We start from the raw sequence: 22,824 nt of genomic DNA on the forward strand, positions 1-22,824 counted from the left end.
GAGCAGCGGGCGCAGGGACGGCGGGACGGCGGTGAGGTCCGGCTCCTGGTGGGCGATCCGGTAGAGGACCTCGCCCGGTTCGCCCTCGCCGAACGGCGGGCGCCCGCAGGCCGCGAAGCACAGGACCGCGCCGAGCGCGAACACGTCGCCGGGCGGGCCGGGGTCCGCGCCGCCGCTCTGCTCGGGAGCCATGTAGGCGGGTGTGCCGAGCAACGCGCCCGTGGCGGTGAGGTGTTCGGACCCGGCGGCGTGCGCGAGGCCGACGTCGATGACGTACGGGCCGTCGGCGGCGAGCAGGATGTTGGACGGCTTGAGGTCCCGGTGGACGTAGCCCTCGCCGTGCAGGGTGCGCAGCGCGTCGGCGAGCTGCCGGGCCAGCGCTCGTACGGACTCCTCGGGCCAGGGCCCGTGTTCGGTCACCGCCTCGGCGAGCGAGGGCCCGACGACGTACTCGGCGGCGAACCACTGCCGCTCCCCCTGCGCGCCCGCGGAGATCAGGCCGGGGAAGTGCGGGTGCGTGCCGAGCCGGGAGGCGGCCTCGATCTCCCGTGAGAACCGTGTGTGCGACGGGACCTGGGCCGCCAGGTCGGCGCGCAGCAGCTTCAGGGCGACGGTGCGTCCCGTCGGCGTCCGGGCGAGATAGACGGTGCCCATGGCGCCGGAGCCGACGCGGGCGAGCAGGCGGTGGCCGCCGACCTCGACCGGGTCGTCGGCGCTCAGGCCCAGCAGGGGCTGCATACGGCTCACCTCACCGGGAGTGCGTACACCGAGGACTGGTTGACGACCAGGACACGATCGCCGGGCATGCGATGGACTCCGTAGAGATCCTCGGGGGACTGCCCCGCCTGGAAGGACCAGAGAGCCGTGCCGTTGCGCGGATCGAGGGCCACCACACCCGCCGCCCGTCCGGCGACCAGCAGGGTGCGGCGGGAGTCGCTGAGGGTCAGTCCCGGGGCGAGCGGGACGTGTTCACCGGGCGGATCGGGGAGGAGTCGCACGCGCCACAGTTCGCGGCCCCGGGCCGGGTCGACGGCATACACGGTGCGGTTCTGATCGCTGGTGAAGGCGACCTTGCCCAGTCCCGCGATCTCCGCCGTCGAGGGGCTGTTGATCAGTGACTCCTCGGTGCGCGAGGCGTCGTCGTTGAGGTTGAGCCGCCACAGCGGTTCGTCCTCGTCGAGGCGGGCGGCGGTGAGGTGGCCGTCACCCATGGCGTAGACGAGTCGTGTGACCGGGTCCACGGTCATCTGGTGGCCCTTGGGTATCCAGTGGTGGGCCAGGCCCGTGCCCGCCCTGCCCCGGTCGAGGTCGATGGGGATCACGTGGGCTGTGCCGTCACGGGCGGCGGCCGCGAAGACGCGGCCCTCCCGCACGTCGAAGCCCAGGCCGTCGCTCTTGGAGACCGGGATGTGCAGCCGCCAGCGCTCGGTCCGCTTCCGGTAGTCGAAGGCGATGAGGTGCTCGCCCGGATCGGCTCCTTCGGGTGCCGCGGTGAGCGCCGCCTGGTAGAGCACGAAGCCCCGGCGCCTGTCGAAGGCGAGCATCTTCCGGAAGGAGAGTTCCGGGGCGATGCCCATGTCCTCGGACCACAGACGCGTGCCGTCCTCGGTGCTCACCGCGACGAAATCGGTGCCGCGCGCGACGACGAAGGTGCCGGGCGCTCCGGGGATGAGCGAGTGGTTCGGCGCGTTGGTGAGGTGGCCGTCCTCCTGGTCGGCGCGCCACAGCACACGGCCGTCGGACAGGCGCAGCGCGGTCAGTTCCTCCGACTCGGCCAGCAGAGCGGCCTCACCTTCGCGGACGGCCCAGACCGTCGAGTTCTCGTAGCTCAGATGGCTGTGCCGGGAGTCGTAGCGCCACAGGGCCGATGGTGCGATGCCCTCCGGGACACGGGCGCGGTTCGCGGCGGACCGCGCGCCGGTGCCGGAGCCGCGGTCCGGCAGCGTGAACGCGGCGACACCGCCCGCGCCCGCGAGCAGCCCGGCCCCGGCGGCGACCACCACGGCCCGGCGGCCCGGCGGCCGCCTCTCCGTCCGGCCGGTCCCTGCCTGCCCGATGTCGGTGGCCCCCTCCATGGCCAGGGCACGGTCGGCCTGGCGGGCCAGGGCGGTGACCAGGCGGGCGGGCAAGGGGAACGGGGCCGCGGGGTCCGGGAGACGGGGATCGTGCGCCGTGTCCGGTGGCGGTGTGCCCGCGGGTGACACCTGGGCCAGTACGGCGTCCAGGGCCGCCAGATCCTCCCGCGGACCCCCCTGCCGTGGCCGGGGGCGTACGAGACGGGGTCCGTCGGCGCAGATCAGCACCCCGTCCGCGGTGACGGCGCCGTGAAGGGCACCCAAGGCGTGCAGCCGGCCGAGTGCAGCGGTGAGCACGGCACGGACCGCGCGGAGCGTCTCGTCCGGCAGGCCGCCGTACATGAGGGCGCCGGCCTCGGCGAGGGTGAGGGAGGGCACGTACGGGAAGGCGAGCCAGGCCGGTTCCGGCGGGACCACGGGCGTGGGCTCCCGGTCCCGTTTCCCGGCGCGGGACAGCAGGAGGGTCCGCCGGGTCGCCGTTCCCGAGGCGAGTCCGGTGCCACCGTGCAGCAGCGCGGGCAGGCCCGGACCCGCGGCCTCGCGCAGCGCCTCGGCCACGCCCTGGAGGTCCGCCGGCGCGTTCGACATGAGCAGGACGATCTCGGCGAGCCCGTCGTCCGGCCCGCGGGCCAGCAGCCTCCGCTCCCCGCCGGCTGCCGTGAGCCGGGCCAGTGGCCGGTACCGGTCCAGCACCGGCGGGTCATCAGCGCTCAGCCTGTCCATACGAACCCCCGTTCGCCCCCGGTCGGCCAGACTAAGCCCGGAACGTCCGATTCATAAGTCCCTCTCGTGAGAGGGCAGTTCAGAAGACGGGGAGCGCGCGCAGTGTCGTGCGACGGGCGGCGAACACCCGCCCGGCCGCGCCCGCGAGGCGCCAACCGGCCTGGTTCGCATCGTCGTTGAAGATCCACAGCAGTCGTCCGGTACGGATGTCCGCCGTGTAGACACCAAAGTCCTGCAGCCGCTCGCCGGGGTCCAGGCCGGTGCGCTGCCCGAGTGCGCCGTACAGCGCGTTCCCGAGGACGACGCCGGGGCGCACGGGTTCGGCACCGAAGTCGAGCGGGACGGACCAGCGCGGGTCGCCGCTTCCGGCGTCCAGGCAGGTGAGCTCGTCCTTCCGGACCGTGTACAGCCGGGCCGCGTAGACGCGACCGTCCGCGACTGTGGGCGCGCCCCAGAAGGAGTCCTCGGCCGGGACCGACCAGCGCTCGTCGCCGCTGCGCGCGTCGAGCACGGCGAGCGTGTCGCCGCCGACGCAGAAGCCGTCGCGCACCGGCGCGGGCGTGAGGCCGGCCGGCGGCAGCACGAGCCGTGGGCGCCCGATGTCCCGCTCCCAGCGGACGGCGCCGTCGGCCGTGTCGAGGACGAGTGTCCCGCCGTCCCGGGCGGTGACCATGAGCCGGCCTCCCGACACCGCGCCGGACACGACGCCCGTGGAGCCGAGGGCGCGGCGCGCCGTCCACCGCTCGGCGCCGTCCGTCCGCGCGAGGGCTTTCACGCGGCGGTCGCTGTCAAGCACGTAGACGTGCGCGGCGTCGAGGGCGAGCGCCTGCCGCGCGTCGGCGCGCACGCTCCACAGCCGGTCGCCGCGACGCGCGTCGAGGGCGGTGAGCCGACCGTCCCGGGTGACCACCAGGACGGTACGGCCCGACACCAGGAGCGGCCCGTCACGGTCCGGCGCGGCGCCGCCCGCCCAGGTCCAGGCCCGCGCACCGGTGTGCTGCGTGAACGCGCCGACCCCGTCGCCCGCTCCCGCGACGACGACACGGCCCACGGTGACCGGACCCGGTCCGGACTCGCTCAACTTCCCTGCCGTCCACAGCGGTTGGGGAACCGTACCGGCCGTGGGGCGGGCCAGCGGCTCGGCGACGGGAACGCCGTCCGCGGTGACCGGTGACGCCCCGTCGCCCCGGTCCCGCGACAGCCACCAGCCGACGACACCGCCCCCGCTCGCGACGACCGCTCCCGCCCCCGCTGCGAACACGGCGCGGCGCGAGGGACCGCCCCCCGCGCCCAACAACTCGGCGGCTTCGCCCGCGCGCCGGGCGATCTCGTCGGCGAGAGGACCTTGCTGCCAAGGGGGTCGCGAGGCGAGCACTACGGGGCGCCCGGCGCGCGGAACGGGAGCGGAAGCTCGCCCGGCCCTCTCCCCCGCCAGAGCGCCCGCCATCTCCTCCGGCACCGGCCGCCTCGCCGGGTCCTTCTCCAGACAGGCCCGCACCACCGGTACCAGCGTCTCCGGTACGCCTTCCAGGGACGGCTCCTCGTGTACGACCCGGAAGCTCACGGCCGCGGGATGCCCCGCCCCGAACGGGCCGCGCCCCGTGCACGCGAAGGCCAGCACGGCACCGAGGGCGAAGACGTCGGCGGGCGGGCCCGCCCGGCGGCCGGTGACCTGTTCCGGGGGCGCGTAGCCGGGCGTCGCCGGGGCCAGGCCCGGCTCGGTGAGCGTGAGACCGTACTCGGGACGGGCGATGCCGAAGTCGATGACGCGGGGACCGGCCCGGGTGAGCACGATGTTGGAGGGCTTGAGGTCGCGGTGGACCAGGCCCGCGGCATGGATCTCCGCGACCGTGCGGACCAGTTCGGCGCCCAGCGCCCTGGTCCCGCCCTCGTCGAGCACCCCGCAGGCCGCGACCGCCTGGTGCAGCGTGGGCCCCGCCAGATACGCGGCGGCGATCCACGGGACAGGACTGTCGAGGTCGTACCCGAGCACACGGGCCACTCCCCGCCCACGCACCGTCGCGGCCGCGTCGGCCTCGCGCCGGAAGCGGCGCACCATGTCCTCGTCCGCGGCCAGTTCGGGCCGCAGCACCTTCACAGCGGCGGCCCGCCCCCGTACGTCACGCCCCAGATGTACGGCACCCATGCCGCCCTCACCCAGCAGTCCGACGACGCGGTAGGGCCCGATCCACCGTTCGGCCACCCCACCGCCCCCCACTCCATGGCCCCCACGGCCGGTCATGCTAGGCATGAAGCAACACCCGGAAAAGGGCCCGTAGGTCCTTTAGGGGCACGGGGAACTGCGCGAGCAACCCAAGACCACCCGCACTCGCCCACGAAACCCCATCCCCACCCCCGGTGGGCGCCCCGCCAAACCGACAGAGTCGAAGCGCTTCGACAACCTATGGACACCCACCCCCCATCAAGCTACTGTCGAGCCACCCTCACTCGCCCTTACCCGTACCACGCGCTGTCGAAGCGCTTCACACACCTTGGAGAGCTGGATGGTCACCCTCGCCGAGGTCGCCCAGCACGCCGGAGTCTCGGCCAGCACGGTGAGCTATGTGCTCAGCGGCAAGCGGTCCATCTCCATGGGCACCCGGCAGCGGGTCGAGCAAAGCATCCAGGAGCTCGGCTACCACCCCAACGCGGGGGCCCGGGCACTGGCGAGCAACCGCTCCAACATCATCGCGCTGATGGTCCCGCTCCGTACGGACATGTACGTACCCGTGATGATGGAGATCGCCATCGCGGTGGCGACCTCCGCCCGCACGCACGGATACGACGTGCTGCTGCTCACCGGCGAGGAAGGGCCCGACGCCGTGCGCCGGGTCACCGGCAGCGGGCTCGCCGACGCGATGATCCTGATGGACGTCGAACTCGACGACGAGCGGCTGCCGTTGCTGCGCGGCACGGACCAGCCGTCCGTACTCATCGGACTGCCCGCCGACACCAGCGGGCTGACCTGCGTCGACCTGGACTTCGGCGCTACGGGCGCGCTGTGCGTCGAGCATCTGGCCATGCTCGGGCACCGCGACATCGCTGTCATAGGCGAGGCACCCGCGGTCTACGAGCGGCACACGGGCTTCGCCGAACGCACCCTCGACGGACTGCGCTCCCGCAGCCGCGAGCTCGGGCTTCGGCTGCTGCACCGGCCCTGCGAGGGCGGGTACGACGCGATGGCCGTGACCCTGGCCCGGGTCTTCGACGAACGCCCGGACACCACGGGCTTCGTCGTGCAGAACGAGTCCGCGGTGGAGCCGCTGCTCGGGCTCCTGCGCCAGCAGGGCCGGGCCGTGCCCGAGGACGTGTCGGTGGTCGCGGTCTGCCCGGACCAGGTCGCCACCCAGGCTTCGGTGCGGCTCACCTCCGTCGCCATACCCGCGCAGGAGATGGGACGCAACGCCGTGGAACTGCTGGTCGCCAAGCTCGACGGCGGCGGCACCGACGAAGTCCTCCTGATCGCACCCGAGTTGACGACACGGGCCAGCACGGGGCCCGCGCCCGCCACCTCGTAGCCGACGCCCCCCAGCCCTCTGCTCCTGTCCCTCCGGCCTTCGCAAGGCACCCCCCTCCCCGCCGTCACTCCTTCAGGGAGCACCTCCGTGAACCAGCCTGCCGAGACCAAGCCCCAGCAAGGGGCGGTCAGCCTCGCTCAGTCCTCCCCCACCATGGGCACGTTCCGCGAGCGCGACGGCGCCCTGGAGTGGAGCGGCCGCCAGGAGACCGTACGTATCGAGCCGTGGGGCCCGGACGCGGTACGGGTCCGGGCGCGGCTCGGCGGCCCGGTCGTCGAGGGCCTGCCGGGCGCGCTGCTCGACGAGGCGCCGGCCACCGAGGCGAGCGTCAAGATCGAGGACGGGCGCGGTCTGCTGACCGTCGGCGCACTCACGGTCGAGGTCACAGCCGAGGGCCTCCTTCGCTTCACCCGTACCGACGACGGCTCGGAACTCCTCACCGAGGAGCGCGCCCACTTCTGGTGGCCTGGCCCGCGCCTCTACACCCCCGTCGGCAACGGCTACCACCGCCTGGAGCAGCGCTTTTCCGCGTACGAGGGCGAGAAGCTGTTCGGCCTCGGCCAGCACCAGCACGGCATGCTCGACCAGAAGGGCGCCGTCCTCGATCTCGTGCAGCGCAACGCCGAGGTCAGCATCCCGGTGCTCACCTCCAGCCGCGGCTACACCCTGCTGTGGAACAGCCCGGCGATCGGCCGCGTGGAGCTGGCGGGCAACGGCACGCGCTGGGTGGCGGACTCGGCCCGGCAGATCGACTACTGGATCACAGCGGGCCACCCGGCGGACGCCCAGCGCCGCTACAGCGCGGTGACCGGCCGTACGCCGATGCTGCCCGAGTGGGCCGCGGGTTTCTGGCAGTGCAAGCTGCGCTACCGCACACAGGACGAACTCCTCGGTGTGGCAAGGGAGTACAAGCGCCGCGGGCTCCCCCTGGACGTCATCGTCTGCGACTTCTTCCACTGGACGCATCTGGGCGAGTGGAAGTTCGATCCCGCCGAGTGGCCGGATCCGGCGGCAATGGTGCGGGAGTTGGACGAGCTCGGCGTCAAGCTGGTCGTGTCGGTGTGGCCGTCGGTGTCCCCGCTCTCCGAGAACCACGACCTCATGGAGCAGCGCGGCTACTTCATCGGCACGCAGTACGGACCGATGGCGCACGCCGACTGGCCCGACAAGGAGGTCGCGTCGACAGTCCAGGTCGCCTTCTACGACGCGACGAATCCCGAAGCGCGCGAGTTCATGTGGTCGAAGGTCCGCGACAACTACCTCACGCCGTACGGCATTCAGTCCTTCTGGCTGGACGCCTGCGAGCCGGAGATCAAGCCGGGTTTCCAGGAGAACCTGCGCTACTGGGCGGGCCCCGGCCTGGAGGTCGGGAATCTCTACCCGCGCGAGAACGCCCGTGCCTTCTACGAGGGCATGGTGGCCGCCGGCGAGAGCGAGGTCGTCACCCTCAACCGCTCGGCGTGGGCGGGCAGTCAGCGGTACGGCGCCGCCCTGTGGTCCGGCGACATCGGCACCGACTTCGCGACCCTGCGCCGCCAGATCGCGGCGGGCCTCAACACCGCGCTGTCCGGCATCCCTTGGTGGAACACCGACATCGGCGGCTTCCACGGCGGCGATCCGAACGACCCGGCGTACCAGGAGGTCATGGTCCGCTGGTTCCAGTTCGGCGCGCTGTCCCCGCTGATGCGTCTGCACGGCTTCCGCGACCCGGGTATGCCGCTCGGCCCGGCCATGACCGGCGGTCCGAACGAGGTCTGGTCGTACGGCGAGAAAGCCGCCGCGATCATGGAGAAGTACCTGCGGCTGCGCGAGCGCCTGAAGCCGTACGTCCTGGATGTCATGCGCGCCGCGCACGAGGAGGGGCTGCCGGTGATGCGCCCGCTGTTCCTCGAGTTCCCGGAGGACCAGGCGGCCTGGTCGGTGGACGACGCGTACCTCTTCGGCCCGGACCTGCTGGTCGCGCCGGTGCTGACGGCGGGCGCGACGGCCCGTACCGCCTATCTTCCGGCGGGCGCGCGCTGGACGGACGCGTGGACCGGCGAGACGTACGAGGGTGGCGCGGCCGTGACCGTCGACGCCCCGCTGGACCGCATCCCGCTGTTCCTGCGGGACGGGGCGCGGCTGCCCGTAGCGGAGTAGCCGCGTACACAGGAGTGCGGCCGGACCTGGGGAGGACCGGCCGCACTTTTGTGTCTGGGCTTATACCCGGATCAACTGCTGCTGACGGTCAGGTTGTTGGTGCGGAAGTCCAGACCGCCGGACGACGAGGTGATCTCGAAGCCGAACTGGACGTCGCCGATGGTCTCGTTGCCCATCCAGCCCTTGGTGTCCTTGATCCACTTGAGGATCGGGAGCATGTTGACGTTGCCGGAGTTCGAGTCCGAGGTGCGCAGGAACGAGAAGACCTCGTTGGCTCCGTTGCTGCCCTTGTAGACGTTCCAGCTGTGGCCGCCGAGGGTGACGCTGCCCTGCGAGGTGCCGATCGGGCCGACGGCGCCGTTGTAGTTCATCCAGAGCATGATCTCGTAGTCGTAGTCGGTGTCCCAGATGTCGTACGAGGAGTTGTACGCGCCCGAGGACGGGACCGTGACGTTGTAGCTGCTGCTGAGCGAACCGAGCGAGGTGATCGACTTGTTGATCACCTTCTTGGAGTTGGGGTAGGACTTGATGCCGCCGGTGTTGGGGTGGTTGGCGTTGACGCCCCAGTTGGTGCCGGAGTTGGCCCAGATGCACTGCGCGCCGGCGCCGGAGCCCCAGATGTTGTTGTAGAGCGTGTAACCGTTGAGGCTGGTGTTGCCCCACTGGTCGCAGGAGTTCCAGACGGCGGCCGAGGCCGGTGCGGAGGCGAGGCCGATGGTGGCGCCGAGTGCCAGTGCGGGGGCGATGAGGGCCTTGACGACCCTCCTGCGTGTGCGTGTTGCCATGGCTGTCCCTTTCCATGGGTGGGGGGAAATGCTGTGGAACTACCGCGGCTCCAGGAGGAGGACGCGGTCTTCTCCGGCGCGCGGGAAGAACGGTCGCGCGCTCGGGAGGAAGTCCTGGGATCGGGTGTTCACGGCGCGAGCACCGCCACTCCGTAGCGCGCCAACTCCACGGAGCCGGTGACCTGTTCGCCGGTGAGGACGTCCCGGTGAGTGTCCGGCACCTCCACCGTGACCGTCTCGCGCCCGTGGTTGAACACGAAAAGCAGCTCGCCCCGGCGGACGGCCTCGACCTGTGCGGGGAGGCCGTCGAGGGGCGGCCGGACCCCCGTGCCGGCCGCCACATCCGCCAACAGGTCGCGCAGCGCGGGCGGTTCGGGCAGCGTCGAGAGGTACCAGGCGCGCCCCTTGCGCAGCAGCGCGGGCAAGCCGTCCAGCTCACCGCCCTTGTACGGGACGATCAGCTCGGCATCGCGCGCCGCTTCGAGTTCCTCGGACCACAACGTCCCGCGGAAGCCGTCGCATTCGGCGGTCTCCCCCGCGTCGAGGGGCCACCACTCGTGCAGCGTGCGGATGCCGAAGAGCTCCCGCAGCCGCGCGTCCATGCCGCCGGGCCGCACCCGGTCGTCCTCGTCCGCGACTCCGGTCAGGAATCCGCAGACGAGGGTGCCCCCGGCTCGTACGTACGACAGGAGATTGTCGATCGCGGCGTCCGTGAGCAGGTACAACTGCGGGACGACGACCAGCTTGTACGCGGACAGGTCGTGCTCGGGGTGCGCGAAGTCGGTGGTGAGGTGGGCCTCCCACAGGGCGCGGTGCCAGGCGCGTACAACCTGCGGATAGTCGACCTCGGAGGACAGGCGGCCGTCCTGCGCGCCGGCCCACCAGGCGTTCCACTCGTGCAGGATCGCGACGTCGGCCTCTATGTGACTACCCGTCACTTCGGGGCCGAGCGCGGCGAGTTCGGCTCCTAGCCGCTTGACCTCCTGATACGTACGACCTTCCTCCCCCGCGTGGCTGACCATCCCCGAGTGGAACTTCTCGGCACCCTGTCGGGACTGCCGCCACTGGAAGTAGCAGACGGCGTCGGCGCCGCGGGCGACGGACTGGAGAGACCAGAGGCGGTTGAGGCCGCGTGGCTTGGGGTGGTTGACGCCCCGCCAGTTGACCGGGCCGGCCGCCTGCTCCATGAGCATCCATGGTCCGCCGCGGGCCTGGGAGCGCGTCATGTCCTGGATGAGGGCGCCGTTCTGGGCGCCGAAGGGGTCGCGCGGGTCCGGGTACATGTCGACGGAGACGAGGTCCTCCTCCCCGGCCCATTTCCAGGCGTCCTGGCCCACCCACATCGGCATGAAGTTGGTGGTCACCGGGATGTGCGGGGTGTGCCGGCGGACGATGTCGCGCTCGGCGACGTAGCACTCCAGGAGCATGTCGGAGGTGTAGCGCTTGAAGTCCAGTACCTGCGTGGGGTTCTTCAGGTAGTGGGCGTGGCGGGGTGGCAGGACCTCGTCCCAGTCGCCGTAGCCCTGGCTCCAGAAGGCCGTTCCCCAGGCCGTGTTGAGTGCTTCGAGCGTGTCGTACTTGTCCTGGAGCCAGCGGCGGAAGGTGGTGGCGGCCTCGTCGCCCCAGTCGTAGGTGCAGTACTCGTTGTTGATGTGCCACATCGTGAGGGCGGGGTGGCTGCCGTAGCGGGCGGCCAGGTCCTCGGTGATGGCGGCGGCGTAGCGGCGGTAGGTGGCACTGGAGTGCGAGAAGTGCTGGCGGCCGCCCCACCATTCGGTGCGGCCGTCCTCGTCGCGGGGCAGCGTGTCGGGGTGCAGGCGGCCCATCCAGGGTGGAGGTGAGGAGGTGGGGGTGGCGAGGACGACGCCGATGCCGTTGTCGTACATGAGGTCCATCAGCCGGTCGAGCCAGCCGAACTCCCTTGCTCCGGGCTTGGGTTCGAGTTTCGCCCAGGAGAAGACGCCGAGGGTGACGGAGTTGACGCCGGCCGCCTTCATGAGGCGTACGTCCTCGTGCCAGGTCTCCTCGGGCCACTGCTCGGGGTTGTAGTCGCCGCCGAAGAGGATGCGGCCACGGGTGGCGTCGGCGAGGCTCGGCCTCTGGTGCGGGTGCGGGGGCATCAGGCCGGGTCCCCGTACTGGATGCCGCGTCCGTTGGTGGCGATGTAGACGCGGCCGTGGACGCGCGGGTCGCCGGTGATCGTCTCGCCGATCCAGCCCCACTGGTGGGCGTCGTCGTTGATACGGACCCAGGTCCTGGCCCCGTCGTCGGAGCGGAGGACGCCGGTGACGGACCCCGCCTCGATCGCGCCGACCTGGTAGATCGCGGGGTAGTCGGCGCGGCGGGCTGCCTTGCCGAAGCCGAGGCAGTGGGAGGAACGGCAACTGGCGATCTTCGAGAAGGCGGCGCCGCCGTCGGTGGACCGGAAGAGGCCGTTCTCCTTCGCGGAAATCCACAGGTCACCGGAGCGGCCCGGGGCCGCCACCACCTTGAACTGGCTGTCTCCGGAGGGCAGTCCAGTCGCACGGGCCGTGAAGGAACGGCCACTGTCAGTGCTGGCGTATAGCGTTCCTGTGTCGGTGTCGTATGCGTAGAAGAGCGTCGGGTCGGCCGGGTCGGCGACCAGCGTGGCGCCCTTCGGGAAGGAGGAGACCTCGGACCAGGTCGCGCCGTTGTCGGTGGAGCGGTGGGCTGCGTACTTCGTGCCGTCCCAGTGCACGAAGGACCACAACAGCGTACTGCCGTCGGCGCTGGTGGCGATCGGCCCCGGTGCGCTCTTGGCGATGTCCGGCTGGGCCTTGAAGGGCGCCCAGGTCCGGCCGCCGTCGTTCGAGTACGCGCCGTTGCCGTTGTCGCCCCAGCCCGCCCGGACGACGTACGACGGCTTGGCCGCGGCCTGCGCGAGTCCCGTCGCCGACCCGAACACGGGGTTCGCCGCCATGCCGCGCGACGGAGACGCCGTGAGCCGCTCGTGGTACATCACGCCGATGTCCCCGAGCCCGCTCAGCAGATGCGCCTCCCCGACCGGGGGCGAGATCAGCTGGCGCACGGACGTCTCCTCCAGGCCGCGGATCTGCGGCGCCCAGCGCTTGAGGTCGCGGGTGCCGTAGAGGGTCGCGCCGGTCCCGTACACGATGTGCTTCGAGTCGTACGGGTCCAGGGCGAGCGCCTGGATCCACCAGCCGAACTTCGGCTTGTCAGCACCCCAGTTGAGGAAGGGAGTCTCCGATACGTCGAGCACGGCAGTGTCCTTGAGGGACGTCCAGGTACGGCCGCCGTCGGTGGAGCGGAACAGTGTGTCGATGGCCGCCCAGCGGTTGTTGGTGGACACGACGACGGTGCCCGGGCGGCGGGCGTCGACGGCGACCCCGCCGTAGGCGAAGTTGTCCGCCGAGCCGTCTTCGGTGGTGCCGCCGGGCTGCACGGGGGTCACCTCGGTCCACTTGCCGGTGGCGGTGCGCAGCTTGTGCACGCTGCCGGCGGACTGGCCGTTGGGGCCGGGTGCGTCGGCGTACGTCACGTACAGCTCGCGGGTGTGCCTGTCGTACGCGGCCCGGATCGGGACCTTGGCTGAGGCGCCGGAGGGCTGTCCGGGCACGGCTTCCCACGTCGTGCCGTCGGCGGTGCGGTACAGGTTCGCCGTGCCGGAGGTGCCGTCGCCGTCGCCCCAGCCGGCGTAGACGGAACGCCCGGCCGCGACGAGGAAGGTGACGCCCTGTCCGGAGGCGTTCGCCTTCGCCGGGAAGTCGGTCACCGCTGCCCAAGTGGCGCCCCGGTCGGTCGACTTGAGCAGACCGTCGTGCCGGGTGCCCAGCCACAGGGTGTCGCTGTCGCGCGGGTCGACGAGGAGACGTTCACCGGTGCCGCGACCGTCCTCGTTGGCGCCGAGCTTCACGGTCAGGTCGGTGCGGGACCAGGTGGCGCCGCGGTCGTCGGAGCGCAGGACGGCGCCGTTGCCGGCCCAGGGCTGGGCGTATGTGCCGAGCGACAGGTACACCCGGTTGGGGTGCGCCGGGTCGACGGCGATCGCCTCGACACCGAGGAGGTTCCAGTCGTCCCAGCCGAGGTGATCGGTGAGCGGCGTCCAGCGGCCTGCCCGGTCGTCCCAGCGGTAGGCGCCACCGATGTCGGTACGGGCGTAGGCGAGGCCGCGTACGGAGGGGTGGAACAGCACGCCGGTGACGAAGCCGGTGCCGCCGATGACGGCGTTGCGCCAGCGGTAGGAGGGCGCATCCGGTTCGGCGTCGGCCGCCGATGGGGCCGGGGCTGCCTGTGCCAGCGGGCCGGCAGCGGAGAGAGCGGCGGCAGCGGCGGTCCCGGCGAGGACGACGCGTCTGCTCAGGCGGGGCGTGCGCATGACATACCTCGTTCTTGGGGGTGTGAAGGGCGTGGGGCGCCCTGTTCAAAGTCGGGGTTCGGGGCGCCCCTTCAGGGGCGCGGGCTGTGACATTTGCGGCTCCGCCGCGATGGGGGTCCCCGCTCATGGGGCCCCCGCTCGAGCGAAGCCGAGAGTGAGGGGAGCGACCAGCCACAACGGACCCGCAGGTGATGCAACGGACTCGCCGGTCCCCGGCTCGCCCCGCGGACCGGCGCGGCGGGTTCAGGAGCCGAGGAAAGCGGGCTGACCGGAGTCAGCCTTTGACCGCGCCGGTGAGCATGCCCTTCTTGAAGTGCTTCTGGACGAAGGGCGACAAGACGGCGACAGGCAGCAGCGCCATCACCATGACCGCCATCTGAATGGCCAGCCCCGAAAGCTGCCCGGTCTTGATGGCCTGCCCCAGACCGACCGGCGCTTCCTGCCTCTGCACGAGCTGGATCATGACGTTCTGCAGCGGCATCATGTCCTGCTGATTCAGATACAGCGACGCGTTGAACCAGGCGCTCCAGTACCCGACGGCGTAGAACAGCGTGATCACCGCGAGAACCGCCCGGGACAACGGCATGACGATCTGCCAGAGGATCCGGAAGTCCCCAGCGCCGTCGATGCGGGCGCTGTCGATGAGCTCCTGCGAGATCTCCATGAAGAAGCCGCGCAGCACCAGGATGTTGAAGACGCTGATCGCACTCGGCAGGATCAGCGCGAGATAGCTGTCCGTCAGGCCGAGGGACTGCACCAGCAGGTAGGTGGGGATGAGGCCGGCGCTGAAGAACATGGTCGCCAGCAGCGTCATCAGGATCCAGCGATGGCCGAGGGATCCGCTGCGGGACAGGCCGTAGGCGCACAGGACGGACACCGTCATCGAGAACAGCGTGCCGACCAGGGTGACGAGGATGCTGATGATCGTGGCGCGGGTGACCTGGCCGCCGCTGAGCAGTTCCTGGTAGGCGATGAAGGTAATGCCCTTGGGCACCATCACCAGGCCGCCCGCCTCGTCGATGGTCTTCCGCGAGGAGAGGCTGGTGACGACGACGATCCACAGCGGGAAGAGGACCGCCAGGCAGGCGAGCGACAGGGCGATGCTCTTGCCCGCCAGGCCCGCCTTCGAGGGCTCTTCCTCCCACGCCGGGCGGGGCGGGGCTTGCCACCAGCGGGGCTTGCTGACCGGCTTGTCGATGACGGCGGTCACTTCTTGTACACCCCCTTCTCGCCCATGAGATGGGCCACTTTGTTCGCGGCGAGGACCAGGCCGATGCTGATCACGCCCTTGACGAGGCCGGCGGCGGCCGCGTAGCCGAAGTCCTGGTTGCGCACGCCGTTCCACCACACGAAGGTGTCGAGGACCTCCCCCGCGCCCGGTCCGACGCCGTCGCGTTGCAGCAGGATCTGTTCGAACCCGACGGTCAGGGCGTCGCCGACGCGCAGCACGAGGAGGAGGGCGATCACCGGGCGCAGGGCGGGAAGGGTGACGTGCCACATGCGGCGCCAGCGTCCGGCTCCGTCCATCGCGGCGGCCTCGTAGTGGTCCTGAGAAACCGAGGCCAGCGCGGCGAGGAAGACGATGATCCCCCACCCGGCGTCCTTCCACACGCTCTGCGCGGTGATCAGGAAGGCGAAGGTGTCCGGGTTGGTCATGATGTTGAGACCGTCGTACCCGTTCTGCCTGAGCAGTTGGGAGAGCATCCCCGCGCCGCCGAACATCTGCTGGAAGACGGCGATGACCAGCACCCAGGAGAAGAAGTGCGGCAGGTAGAGAACCGCCTGCGCGACGGCCCGCACCCGGGGCCGGACCACGCTGTTGATGAGCAGCGCGAGCAGGATCGGGATCGGGAAGAACAGCACGAGCTGGACGAAGAACAGCACCAGCGTGTTCTCGACGGCGTTCCAGAAGGCCGAGTCCTCGAAGATCCGCTGGAAGTTCTCCAGGCCCACGAAGGGGCTGTTCAGCATGGACACGATGCCGTTGTCGCTGATGTAGGGGTCGTAGTCCTGGAAGGCGACGACGTTGCCGAGGATCGGCAGGTAGTTGAAGATCAGGACCAGCAGGATGGCCGGCAGCGTCATGAGGATCAGGACGCGGTCGCGTCTGAACCTGAGCCGGAGGCTCAGCTTGCCCGAGCCCTGTTCCTTCCGGACACCGGTGGCGTCGCCGGACGCCACCGGTTCCTTCACCGGTGTGCTGGCCTCGGCACTGCTCCGAGGCACCGTGCTGTGGGACACGGCTGTTCTCCTTGCCTCAGAGCCTGGTCAGCTCGCCGCCGTGCCGTTCTCGTCGAGAAGCTTCTTGTACCAGTCGCGCAGCTTGTCGCCACCCTTGCTCTTCCAGTCGGAGACGGCCTGCTGCATGTCGCTGATCTTCTTGTGGCCGCGGATGATGTCGTTCTCGAGCTGCTCGAAGTCGTTGGCGAGGTTGGTGTAGCGGGAGGGCTCGGTGATCTGAAGGCCCCAGAAGGACGACTTCTTGGTGAAGGCCCCCATCCGCTGCTCCCACTCGACCATGGCCTTGGTGTAGTCCGGCAAGTCGGGGTGGGCGATGGTCGGGGCGGGGCTCGCCACCATGACATAGGCGTTGAGGACCTCGTTGTTGCCCTTGTCGTTCTTGACGGGCACGCCGTCCTTGATCGTGTAGTGGGTGCCCTCGACGCCGTAGTTGGTCATCATCCACTCCTTGGTGCCGTACGGCGCCGCGGTGACGTTGGCGACCGCCAGGACGTCGCGGATGACGGACTCGGAGGCCTTCTTGTTGACGAAGGCGAAGATGCCGGCCGGGTTGGCGGCGTACAGCGTCGGGTCACCGCCGTCGTGGTTCCAGATGTCCATGCCCCAGATCTTGAAGTCGGGGTTCTGGGTGGCCTGGGAGGCCTGCTGGCCGTACCAGTGGACGATGTTGTTGTCCCAGATCAGGAACTCGCCGGCGGCGAACTTGGGGGCGGGGTCGACGGTCTGGCTCTTGCCCAGCTTGAAGTCGGGGTGGACGACTCCGGCAGCGAACAGCTTGCGCGTCCACTCGATGGCTTCCAGGTACTCCGGGGTCTCGAGGCGGTTGATCAGCTTTCCGTCTTCCATGTCCCACCAGAGCGGCTTCTCCCCTCCCCCTCGCACGCCGAAGCTGTTCATCGCGGTCCACTTCATGTCACCGCAGGCCCACACCTTGGCGCGGGCGTTGGTGATGTCCTTGCACAGGGCCATGAACTCGTCGGCGGACCGCGGGACCTCGTAGCCCTCCTTGTCGAAGATGTCCTGGCGGTAGAGCGGCACGATGTTCGCGGCGGTCGGGGCGGGCATCGGCAGGCCCATCAGCTTGCCGCCGAAGATGGAGCGCTGCCAGGCGCCGGAGGGGATCGCCGCGAGGTTCGGGTACTCCTTGACCTTGTCCCCGGACAGGTACGGGCCGAGGTCGGCGAACTTGCCGCTGATGGCGCTGGGTATTTTGCCCATCATGTTCCAGCCGGGGATGACGACCACGTCCGGGATCTTGCTGGAGGCGAGGATCGCGCCGAGCTTCTGGTCGTAGGTGTTGCCGTCCTGGTTCTGCCACTGGACGTCGACGCCGATCAGGTCGTTCATCGCCGTGTAGTAGGGGTTGTTCCCCTTGGGTGGGGAGCCCCAGAACGGCGACATGATGGTGACCTTGCCGCCCTTGCCGAGCTTCTTCGCGACCGAGGTCTTGAGATCGGCGCCGTCGAGCTTGGCGGTGAAGCCCTGCGACGAGCCGTTCTTGGACGGGATGTCCGGCGTCACCACGTTGCTGGCCACGAAGGCCGGCAGGATCTTCTTCGCGTCCTTGCCCGACGTGGTGCCTTCACGCGAGCCGCTGTCCGAACCGCCACAGGCGGAGAGCAGCGGCATTCCACCTGCCACCGCTGCGGTGGCGACCGCCGTGGAGGCGAGGAAGCTTCTCCGACTGGGTCCGGAGGAGGCGGAGGCGGAGTTCGGCGTCATTGCGTCAACCCTTCATGGCGCACACCAGGACACCCGGCGGTGTGGCCGTCGGCTGCGGTGTCTCGAGTGAAAGCTGGCTGAGCTGAAGCGGACCTCGGAGGATGTGCACACCAGGTGGACACCGGATGGGCCCCTTCGATCAGTCGAAGCGCTTCGATGTTGCTGCGAGGTTAAGTGAACACCCAAGGGTGCACAAGAGCCGTTCCGAACATTCCTCCGAGGCGCAAAGGACTGAACCTGTCTGATCTGGGCCTTGAAACGCCGGAGAGGATGCGGAGATGTTGCCTCGGGATGTCTTGACACCCACCCTCCGGTCGAATGAGCATCGAAGCGCTTCGAAAGCTCTTCATCGCTCCTCCACAAAGGGATGCCCGCGTGACCGCACAAACGCCGCCTTTCCGCGACTCGCAGCTGCCGTTCGCGAAGCGCGTCGACGATCTCCTGTCGCGGCTCACCGTGGCCGAACGCATCGCGCTGCTGCACCAGTTCGCGCCCGCCGTGGAGCGGCTCGGCGTCGCCGCGTTCCGCACCGGCCAGGAGGCGCTGCACGGCGTGGCCTGGATGGGTCCGGCGACCGTGTTCCCGCAGGCAGTTGGCCTTGGCGCGACCTGGAACACAGATCTCGTACGCCGCGTCGGCGAAGCCGTCTCCACCGAAACCCGCGCGATGCGCGCCCGCGACGACCGCGTCGGCCTCAACGTCTGGGCGCCCACGGTCAACCTCCTGCGCCACCCCCTCTGGGGCCGCAACGAGGAGGGCTACTCCGAGGACCCGAAACTGACCTCGGCGATCGCGACGGCGTACACCCGCGGCCTGCGCGGCGACCATCCCGCGTACTGGCGCACGGCCCCCGTCCTCAAGCACTGGCTCGCGCACAACAACGAGACGAAGCGGGACATCACCTCGTCGTCCGTCCGGCCCCGCGTCCTGCACGAGTACGACCTGCGCGCCTTCCGCGAGACGGTCGAGGCAGGCACGGTGGCCGGCGTGATGCCCGCGTACAACCTGGTCAACGGCCGCCCCAACCACGTGTCGCCGTACCTGCGCGAGCACCTGCGCACCTGGACGGACCAGGAACTCCTGGTCTGCTCGGACGCGGGCGCGCCCTCCAACCTGGTCGACTCCGAGCACTACTTCGACACCCACGAGGAAGCGACGGCCGCCGCCCTGCGCGCCGGTGTGGACAGCTTCACCGACCACGGCACGGACAGCTCGAAGATCGTCGAACGTCTCCAGGGCGCCCTGGACCAGGGCCTGTTGACCGAGGCGGACATCGACGCGGCGGTCCGCCGCCAGCTCTCGGTGCGCTTCCGGCTCGGCGAGTTCGACCCGCACCTGGACCCGCACGCGGACACGAAGCACTTCGACACCCCGGCCCACCGCGCACTCGCCCAGGAGGCCGCGGAACAGGCGGTCGTCCTCCTCAAGAACGACGACCTGCTGCCCCTCGCCGAAGGCACCCGCATCGCCGTCGTCGGCCTCCTCGCCGACGAGTGCAAGCTCGACTGGTACAGCGGCACACTCATCCACCGCTCCACACCCCTGGAGGGCCTGTACGAGCGCTTCGGCGCCGAACACGTCGACTTCGCGGAGGGCGTGGACCGCGTACGCCTCAAGACGTCGGCCGGTACGTATCTGAGCGTGCCCCTCGCCGACGACGTGACCGACGAAGCCCGCGGCGCCGAGGGCGCACTGGACCCGGCCCTCCTCGCGGGCCGCACCGACCTGCCCCCGCTGACCACCGACGTCACGGGTACGGACCTCGCGCTGATCGACTGGGGCGAGGGCATCCTCACCCTCCGCGCACCCGACGGCCGCTACCTCTCCGTCGCCGACGACGGCTACGTACGAGCGTCCGCGGAGCAGCCCGGCGGCTGGGTGGTCCAGGAGACATTCCGCCTGGAACCCCGTGATTCCCACGCGAACGGGCACCTCCTGAAGCACGTAGGGACGGGTCGGTACGTCTCTGTCGCCGCCGACGGCGTAAAGGTTGCCGCCGACGACGCCCAGGACGCGGAGATCTTCGAGCTGATCGTCACGGAGCGTGGCGAGGACGCGGTGACCCGGGCCGCCGCCACCGCGGACGTGGTGGTCGTGGTCGCGGGCAACGACCCGCACATCAACGGCCGCGAGACGGAGGACCGTACGACGCTCCGCCTCCCCGAGCACCAGGAGCGCCTGTTGCGGGCCGCCCGTGCCGCGAACCCGAACACGACCCTGGCCCTCGTCTCCGCCTACCCGTACGCGGTGGATCCCGAGGACATCGGGGCCCTGCTGTGGACGGCCCACGGCGGCCAGGCGGCCGGCACCGCCCTGGCCCGCGTCCTGGCAGGCGACGTCTCCCCGGCCGGCCGTCTCCCGCAGACCTGGTACGCCTCCGACGCGGACCTCCCCGACCTCCTCGACTACGACGTGATCGGCAGCCGCCAGACGTACCTCTACTTCGAGGGCACCCCGCTCTTCCCGTTCGGCCACGGCCTGTCGTATGCGTCCTTCACCTACGACGGCCTTCAAGTCGATCAGGGCAACGGCGAGTTGAAGGTCTCCGTCACGGTCACCAACACGAGCGGAGTGGCCGCCGACGAGGTCGTCCAGCTCTACACGCGCGCGGTGCACCCCTCGGTCCCACGCCCGCGCCGGGAACTGGCGGCACACCGCCGAGTCCACCTGGCCCCCGGCGCCTCCGCCGAACTCTCCTTCGAACTCCCGCTGCACACCTTCGAGTTCTGGGATGTGGCACACGGCAGGTGGCGGCTGGAGCCGGGAGCGTACGAGGTGCTCGTGGGCGCATCCAGCGAGGACATCCGCCTGCGCTGCACGATCGACCTCGACGGCACTCCCGCGCCTCCCCGTCCGGTCCTCGAACTCGGTCTGAACGCCGCCGACTTCGACGAGCAGCGGGACGCCGAGATCGTCGACCGTACGAAGGAGTCGGGCGACGCGGTGACGCCGGCGGGCGCGGGTGAGGACGTGGGTGATGGTGAGGCCGAACTGGTCTTCCTGGCCTGCGACTTCGCCGACGGTACGACCATGGCCTCCATCGAGGCGGCGGGCGAGGGCTCGGCCGAACTCGCACTCGCGGATGGCACGGTGCTCGCGCGGCTCGACATCCCGGCGACGACAGGCCCGTACGACTACACCACCGTGGCCGGCCCAGCGGCACACGTCACCGGGGTCCACGACCTGCACATCAAGCTGCGCGGCCGGGTTCGGCTCGCGCGCGTCGGCTTCTCCGGTTGAGGGTCCGGACCAAGCTGACGCACAGAAGGGGCCCGGCACCGGAAGGCATCGGCGCCGGGCCCCTTCATCCCGGGATACGACCCGAGCCTACATGAAAACGATTGTCACAAGCTAGAGGTTGAGCCCGGTCAGCACCATGACCCGCTCGTACGTGTAGTCGTCCATCGCGAACTTCACGCCCTCGCGCCCGACTCCGGACTGCTTCACTCCGCCGTACGGCATCTGGTCGGCGCGATACGAGGGGACGTCGCCGATGACCACGCCGCCGACCTCCAGCGCCCGGTGCGCGCGGAAGGCGGTCTGCAGGTCGTGGGTGAACACCCCTGCCTGGAGGCCGTACTTGGAGTCGTTGACGGCGGCGAAGGCGGCGGCCTCCCCCTCAACCCTGTGCAGGGTGAGGACGGGTCCGAAGATCTCCTCGCAGGACAGCGTGGCGTCGCCCGGCACCTCGGCGAGAACGGTCGGCGCGTACGAGGCGCCGTCGCGCTTGCCGCCGGTCAGCAACCGGGCCCCTGCCTCGACCGCCTCGTCGACCCACCCCTCCACGCGCTTGGCCGCGTCCTCACTCACCAACGGGCCGACGTCGGTCGCGTCATCGGAGGGATCGCCGGTCACCTGGGCCTCGACGGCGGCGACGACACGGGGCACCAGCCGCTCGTACACGGAGGCGTCGGCGATCACCCGCTGGACGGAGATGCAGGACTGGCCACCCTGGTAGTTGGAGAAGGTGGCGATACGGCTTGCCGCCCAGTCCAGGTCCTCGTCACTGGCGTAGTCGGCCAGGACGACGGCCGCGCCGTTTCCGCCCAGTTCCAGGGTGCAGTGCTTGCGGGGCACCGAGTCCATGATCGAGAAGCCGACCTTCTCGGATCCGGTGAACGAGATGACGGGCAGACGCTCGTCCTGTACGAGGGCGGGCATGCGGTCGTTGGCGACGGGGAGGATGCTCCACGCTCCGCGCGGCAACTGGCTCTTCGCTTCGGTCTCGGCTTCGGCGAGCAGTTCGCCGATCATCAGGCCTGAGAGCGGGGTCGCAGGTGCGGGCTTCAGGATGATCGGGACGCCGGCTGCGATGGCCGGGGCGATCTTGTGGGCGCACAGGTTGAGCGGGAAGTTGAAGGGTGCGATGCCCAGGACGGCGCCCTTGGGGAAACGGCGCGTGATCGCGAGCCGTCCTTGTCCGCCGAGGTCGGTGTCGAGTCGCTGGGCCTCTCCGCCGTTGAAGCGCCGGGCTTCCTCGGCCGCGAACCGGAACACGGACACGGCCCGGCCGACTTCGCCGCGGGCCCACTTGAGCGGCTTTCCGTTCTCGGCGGAGATGAGGCGGGCGATCTCCTCGGTTCGCTCGACGAGTCGGCGGGAGACGTGGTCGAGGGCGGCGGCGCGTATGTGGGCCGGGGTGGCGGCGAACTCGTCGCGCACGGCGTGCGCGGCGGCGACGGCCTCGTCGACCTGTGCGTCACTCGGCACACTCACCGTCCCGACGACGCGTCCGTCCCACGGGGACGTGACCTCGAACGTGGTGTCACCTGTCGCCTGGCGGCCGGCGAGCCAGAAGGCGTGCGTGGCGGTCATAGGGGGTCCGGCCCTTCGGTCGACGTGGTGTTGCACGTGTTGTACGTGCCCACGGTAGGCCTGGCGGCCGGAGTGGCGGCTTGTCCGGCCTGTACCACTCGCCATGCCTGATGCTCCACTTTGGCGAGTGCGGGTTGATTGTGGTTGCTCGCGTCGTTCCCCGCGCCCCTTGGGTCCGTGGGCGGGTCGGGAATTCGCTCGTGCGTGCCAGTTGATCGCACGGATGGGTGACTGTGTGCGAAGTCCGCCTGGGCGTGCGAGGTGCTGCCTAGGTTTGGGGTCGTGAAGCTGGTGGTGCAGGTAAAGCTGTTGCCGTCGCCGGAGCAGGCGGCGGCGCTGGAGGCGACCCTGCGCGCCTGCAACCGGGCCGCCGACCACGTCTCCCGGACCGCCTTCGCAACAGGCATCAAGGACCGCAACGGCCTGCAGAAACTGGTCTACGCGGACAT

General features: G+C 70.4%; 13 protein-coding genes. 3 read left to right on the plus strand and 10 right to left on the minus strand.

Annotation, left to right across the window (positions count from 1 at the left end):
* The 3 genes from IEZ21_RS03360 to IEZ21_RS03370 all read right to left on the minus strand — a co-directional run.
* On the minus strand, window positions 1–738 hold a 738-nt coding region (locus tag IEZ21_RS03360; protein WP_189320404.1), incomplete at its 3' end, for a serine/threonine-protein kinase.
* Window positions 739–743: 5 nt separating this feature from the next.
* Window positions 744–2,798 carry an outer membrane protein assembly factor BamB family protein gene (locus tag IEZ21_RS03365; RefSeq protein ID WP_189320405.1) on the minus strand — a complete coding sequence of 685 codons (2,055 nt, stop codon included), beginning with the start codon at window positions 2,796–2,798 and terminating at the stop codon, window positions 744–746.
* Window positions 2,799–2,877: 79 nt separating this feature from the next.
* Window positions 2,878–5,049 carry an outer membrane protein assembly factor BamB family protein gene (locus tag IEZ21_RS03370; RefSeq protein ID WP_246567251.1) on the minus strand — a complete coding sequence of 724 codons (2,172 nt, stop codon included), beginning with the start codon at window positions 5,047–5,049 and terminating at the stop codon, window positions 2,878–2,880.
* Between the two features lie 253 nt (window positions 5,050–5,302).
* Here IEZ21_RS03370 and IEZ21_RS03375 point away from each other — a divergent pair, with 253 nt between their 5' ends.
* Together IEZ21_RS03375 and IEZ21_RS03380 are read left to right on the plus strand one after the other, a co-directional pair.
* Window positions 5,303–6,316: a LacI family DNA-binding transcriptional regulator gene (locus IEZ21_RS03375; RefSeq protein WP_033321158.1), complete on the plus strand. Its 1,014-nt coding sequence runs from the start codon at window positions 5,303–5,305 to the stop codon at window positions 6,314–6,316.
* Between the two features lie 87 nt (window positions 6,317–6,403).
* The gene (locus IEZ21_RS03380; RefSeq protein WP_189320406.1) at window positions 6,404–8,455 is read left to right on the plus strand and encodes a glycoside hydrolase family 31 protein; all 2,052 of its coding nucleotides are present in this window, start codon (window positions 6,404–6,406) and stop codon (window positions 8,453–8,455) included.
* Window positions 8,456–8,526: 71 nt separating this feature from the next.
* Here IEZ21_RS03380 and IEZ21_RS03385 read toward each other — a convergent pair whose 3' ends face one another.
* The 6 genes from IEZ21_RS03385 to IEZ21_RS03410 form a co-directional block, all read right to left on the minus strand.
* Window positions 8,527–9,240, minus strand: a complete 714-nt coding sequence (locus IEZ21_RS03385) for a glycoside hydrolase family 12 protein (RefSeq protein WP_189320407.1) — start codon at window positions 9,238–9,240, stop codon at window positions 8,527–8,529.
* A gap of 128 nt (window positions 9,241–9,368) precedes the next feature.
* On the minus strand, window positions 9,369–11,360 hold the full coding sequence (locus IEZ21_RS03390; RefSeq protein WP_189320408.1) for a beta-galactosidase: 1,992 nt from the start codon (window positions 11,358–11,360) through the stop codon (window positions 9,369–9,371).
* Window positions 11,360–13,597, minus strand: a complete 2,238-nt coding sequence (locus tag IEZ21_RS03395) for a sialidase family protein (RefSeq protein WP_189320409.1) — start codon at window positions 13,595–13,597, stop codon at window positions 11,360–11,362. Before IEZ21_RS03395 ends, IEZ21_RS03390 begins: the two co-directional genes overlap by 1 nt.
* 274 nt (window positions 13,598–13,871) lie before the next feature.
* Entirely contained in the window at window positions 13,872–14,807 is a 936-nt protein-coding gene (locus IEZ21_RS03400; RefSeq protein WP_189320410.1) for a carbohydrate ABC transporter permease, read from the minus strand.
* The gene (locus IEZ21_RS03405) at window positions 14,804–15,838 is read right to left on the minus strand and encodes an ABC transporter permease (protein ID WP_189320411.1); all 1,035 of its coding nucleotides are present in this window, start codon (window positions 15,836–15,838) and stop codon (window positions 14,804–14,806) included. The genes IEZ21_RS03400 and IEZ21_RS03405 overlap by 4 nt, the downstream gene beginning before the upstream one ends.
* Before the next feature lie 27 nt (window positions 15,839–15,865).
* A complete protein-coding gene (locus IEZ21_RS03410; RefSeq protein WP_189320412.1) occupies window positions 15,866–17,560 on the minus strand; it encodes an extracellular solute-binding protein in 1,695 nt (564 codons plus the stop codon).
* A 375-nt stretch (window positions 17,561–17,935) separates the two neighbouring features.
* Here IEZ21_RS03410 and IEZ21_RS03415 point away from each other — a divergent pair, with 375 nt between their 5' ends.
* Window positions 17,936–20,800, plus strand: a complete 2,865-nt coding sequence (locus IEZ21_RS03415; protein ID WP_189320413.1) for a glycoside hydrolase family 3 protein — start codon at window positions 17,936–17,938, stop codon at window positions 20,798–20,800.
* Between the two features lie 111 nt (window positions 20,801–20,911).
* On the opposite strand, the gene IEZ21_RS03420 is transcribed toward IEZ21_RS03415, so the two are convergent.
* Complete coding sequence (locus tag IEZ21_RS03420; protein WP_189320414.1) at window positions 20,912–22,375, minus strand: aldehyde dehydrogenase family protein; 1,464 nt, start codon at window positions 22,373–22,375, stop codon at window positions 20,912–20,914.
* Between the last annotated feature and the right edge of the window lie 449 nt (window positions 22,376–22,824).

The sequence above is a fragment of the Streptomyces flaveus genome, assembly GCF_014647675.1.
Lineage (GTDB): Bacteria > Actinomycetota > Actinomycetes > Streptomycetales > Streptomycetaceae > Streptomyces > Streptomyces flaveus.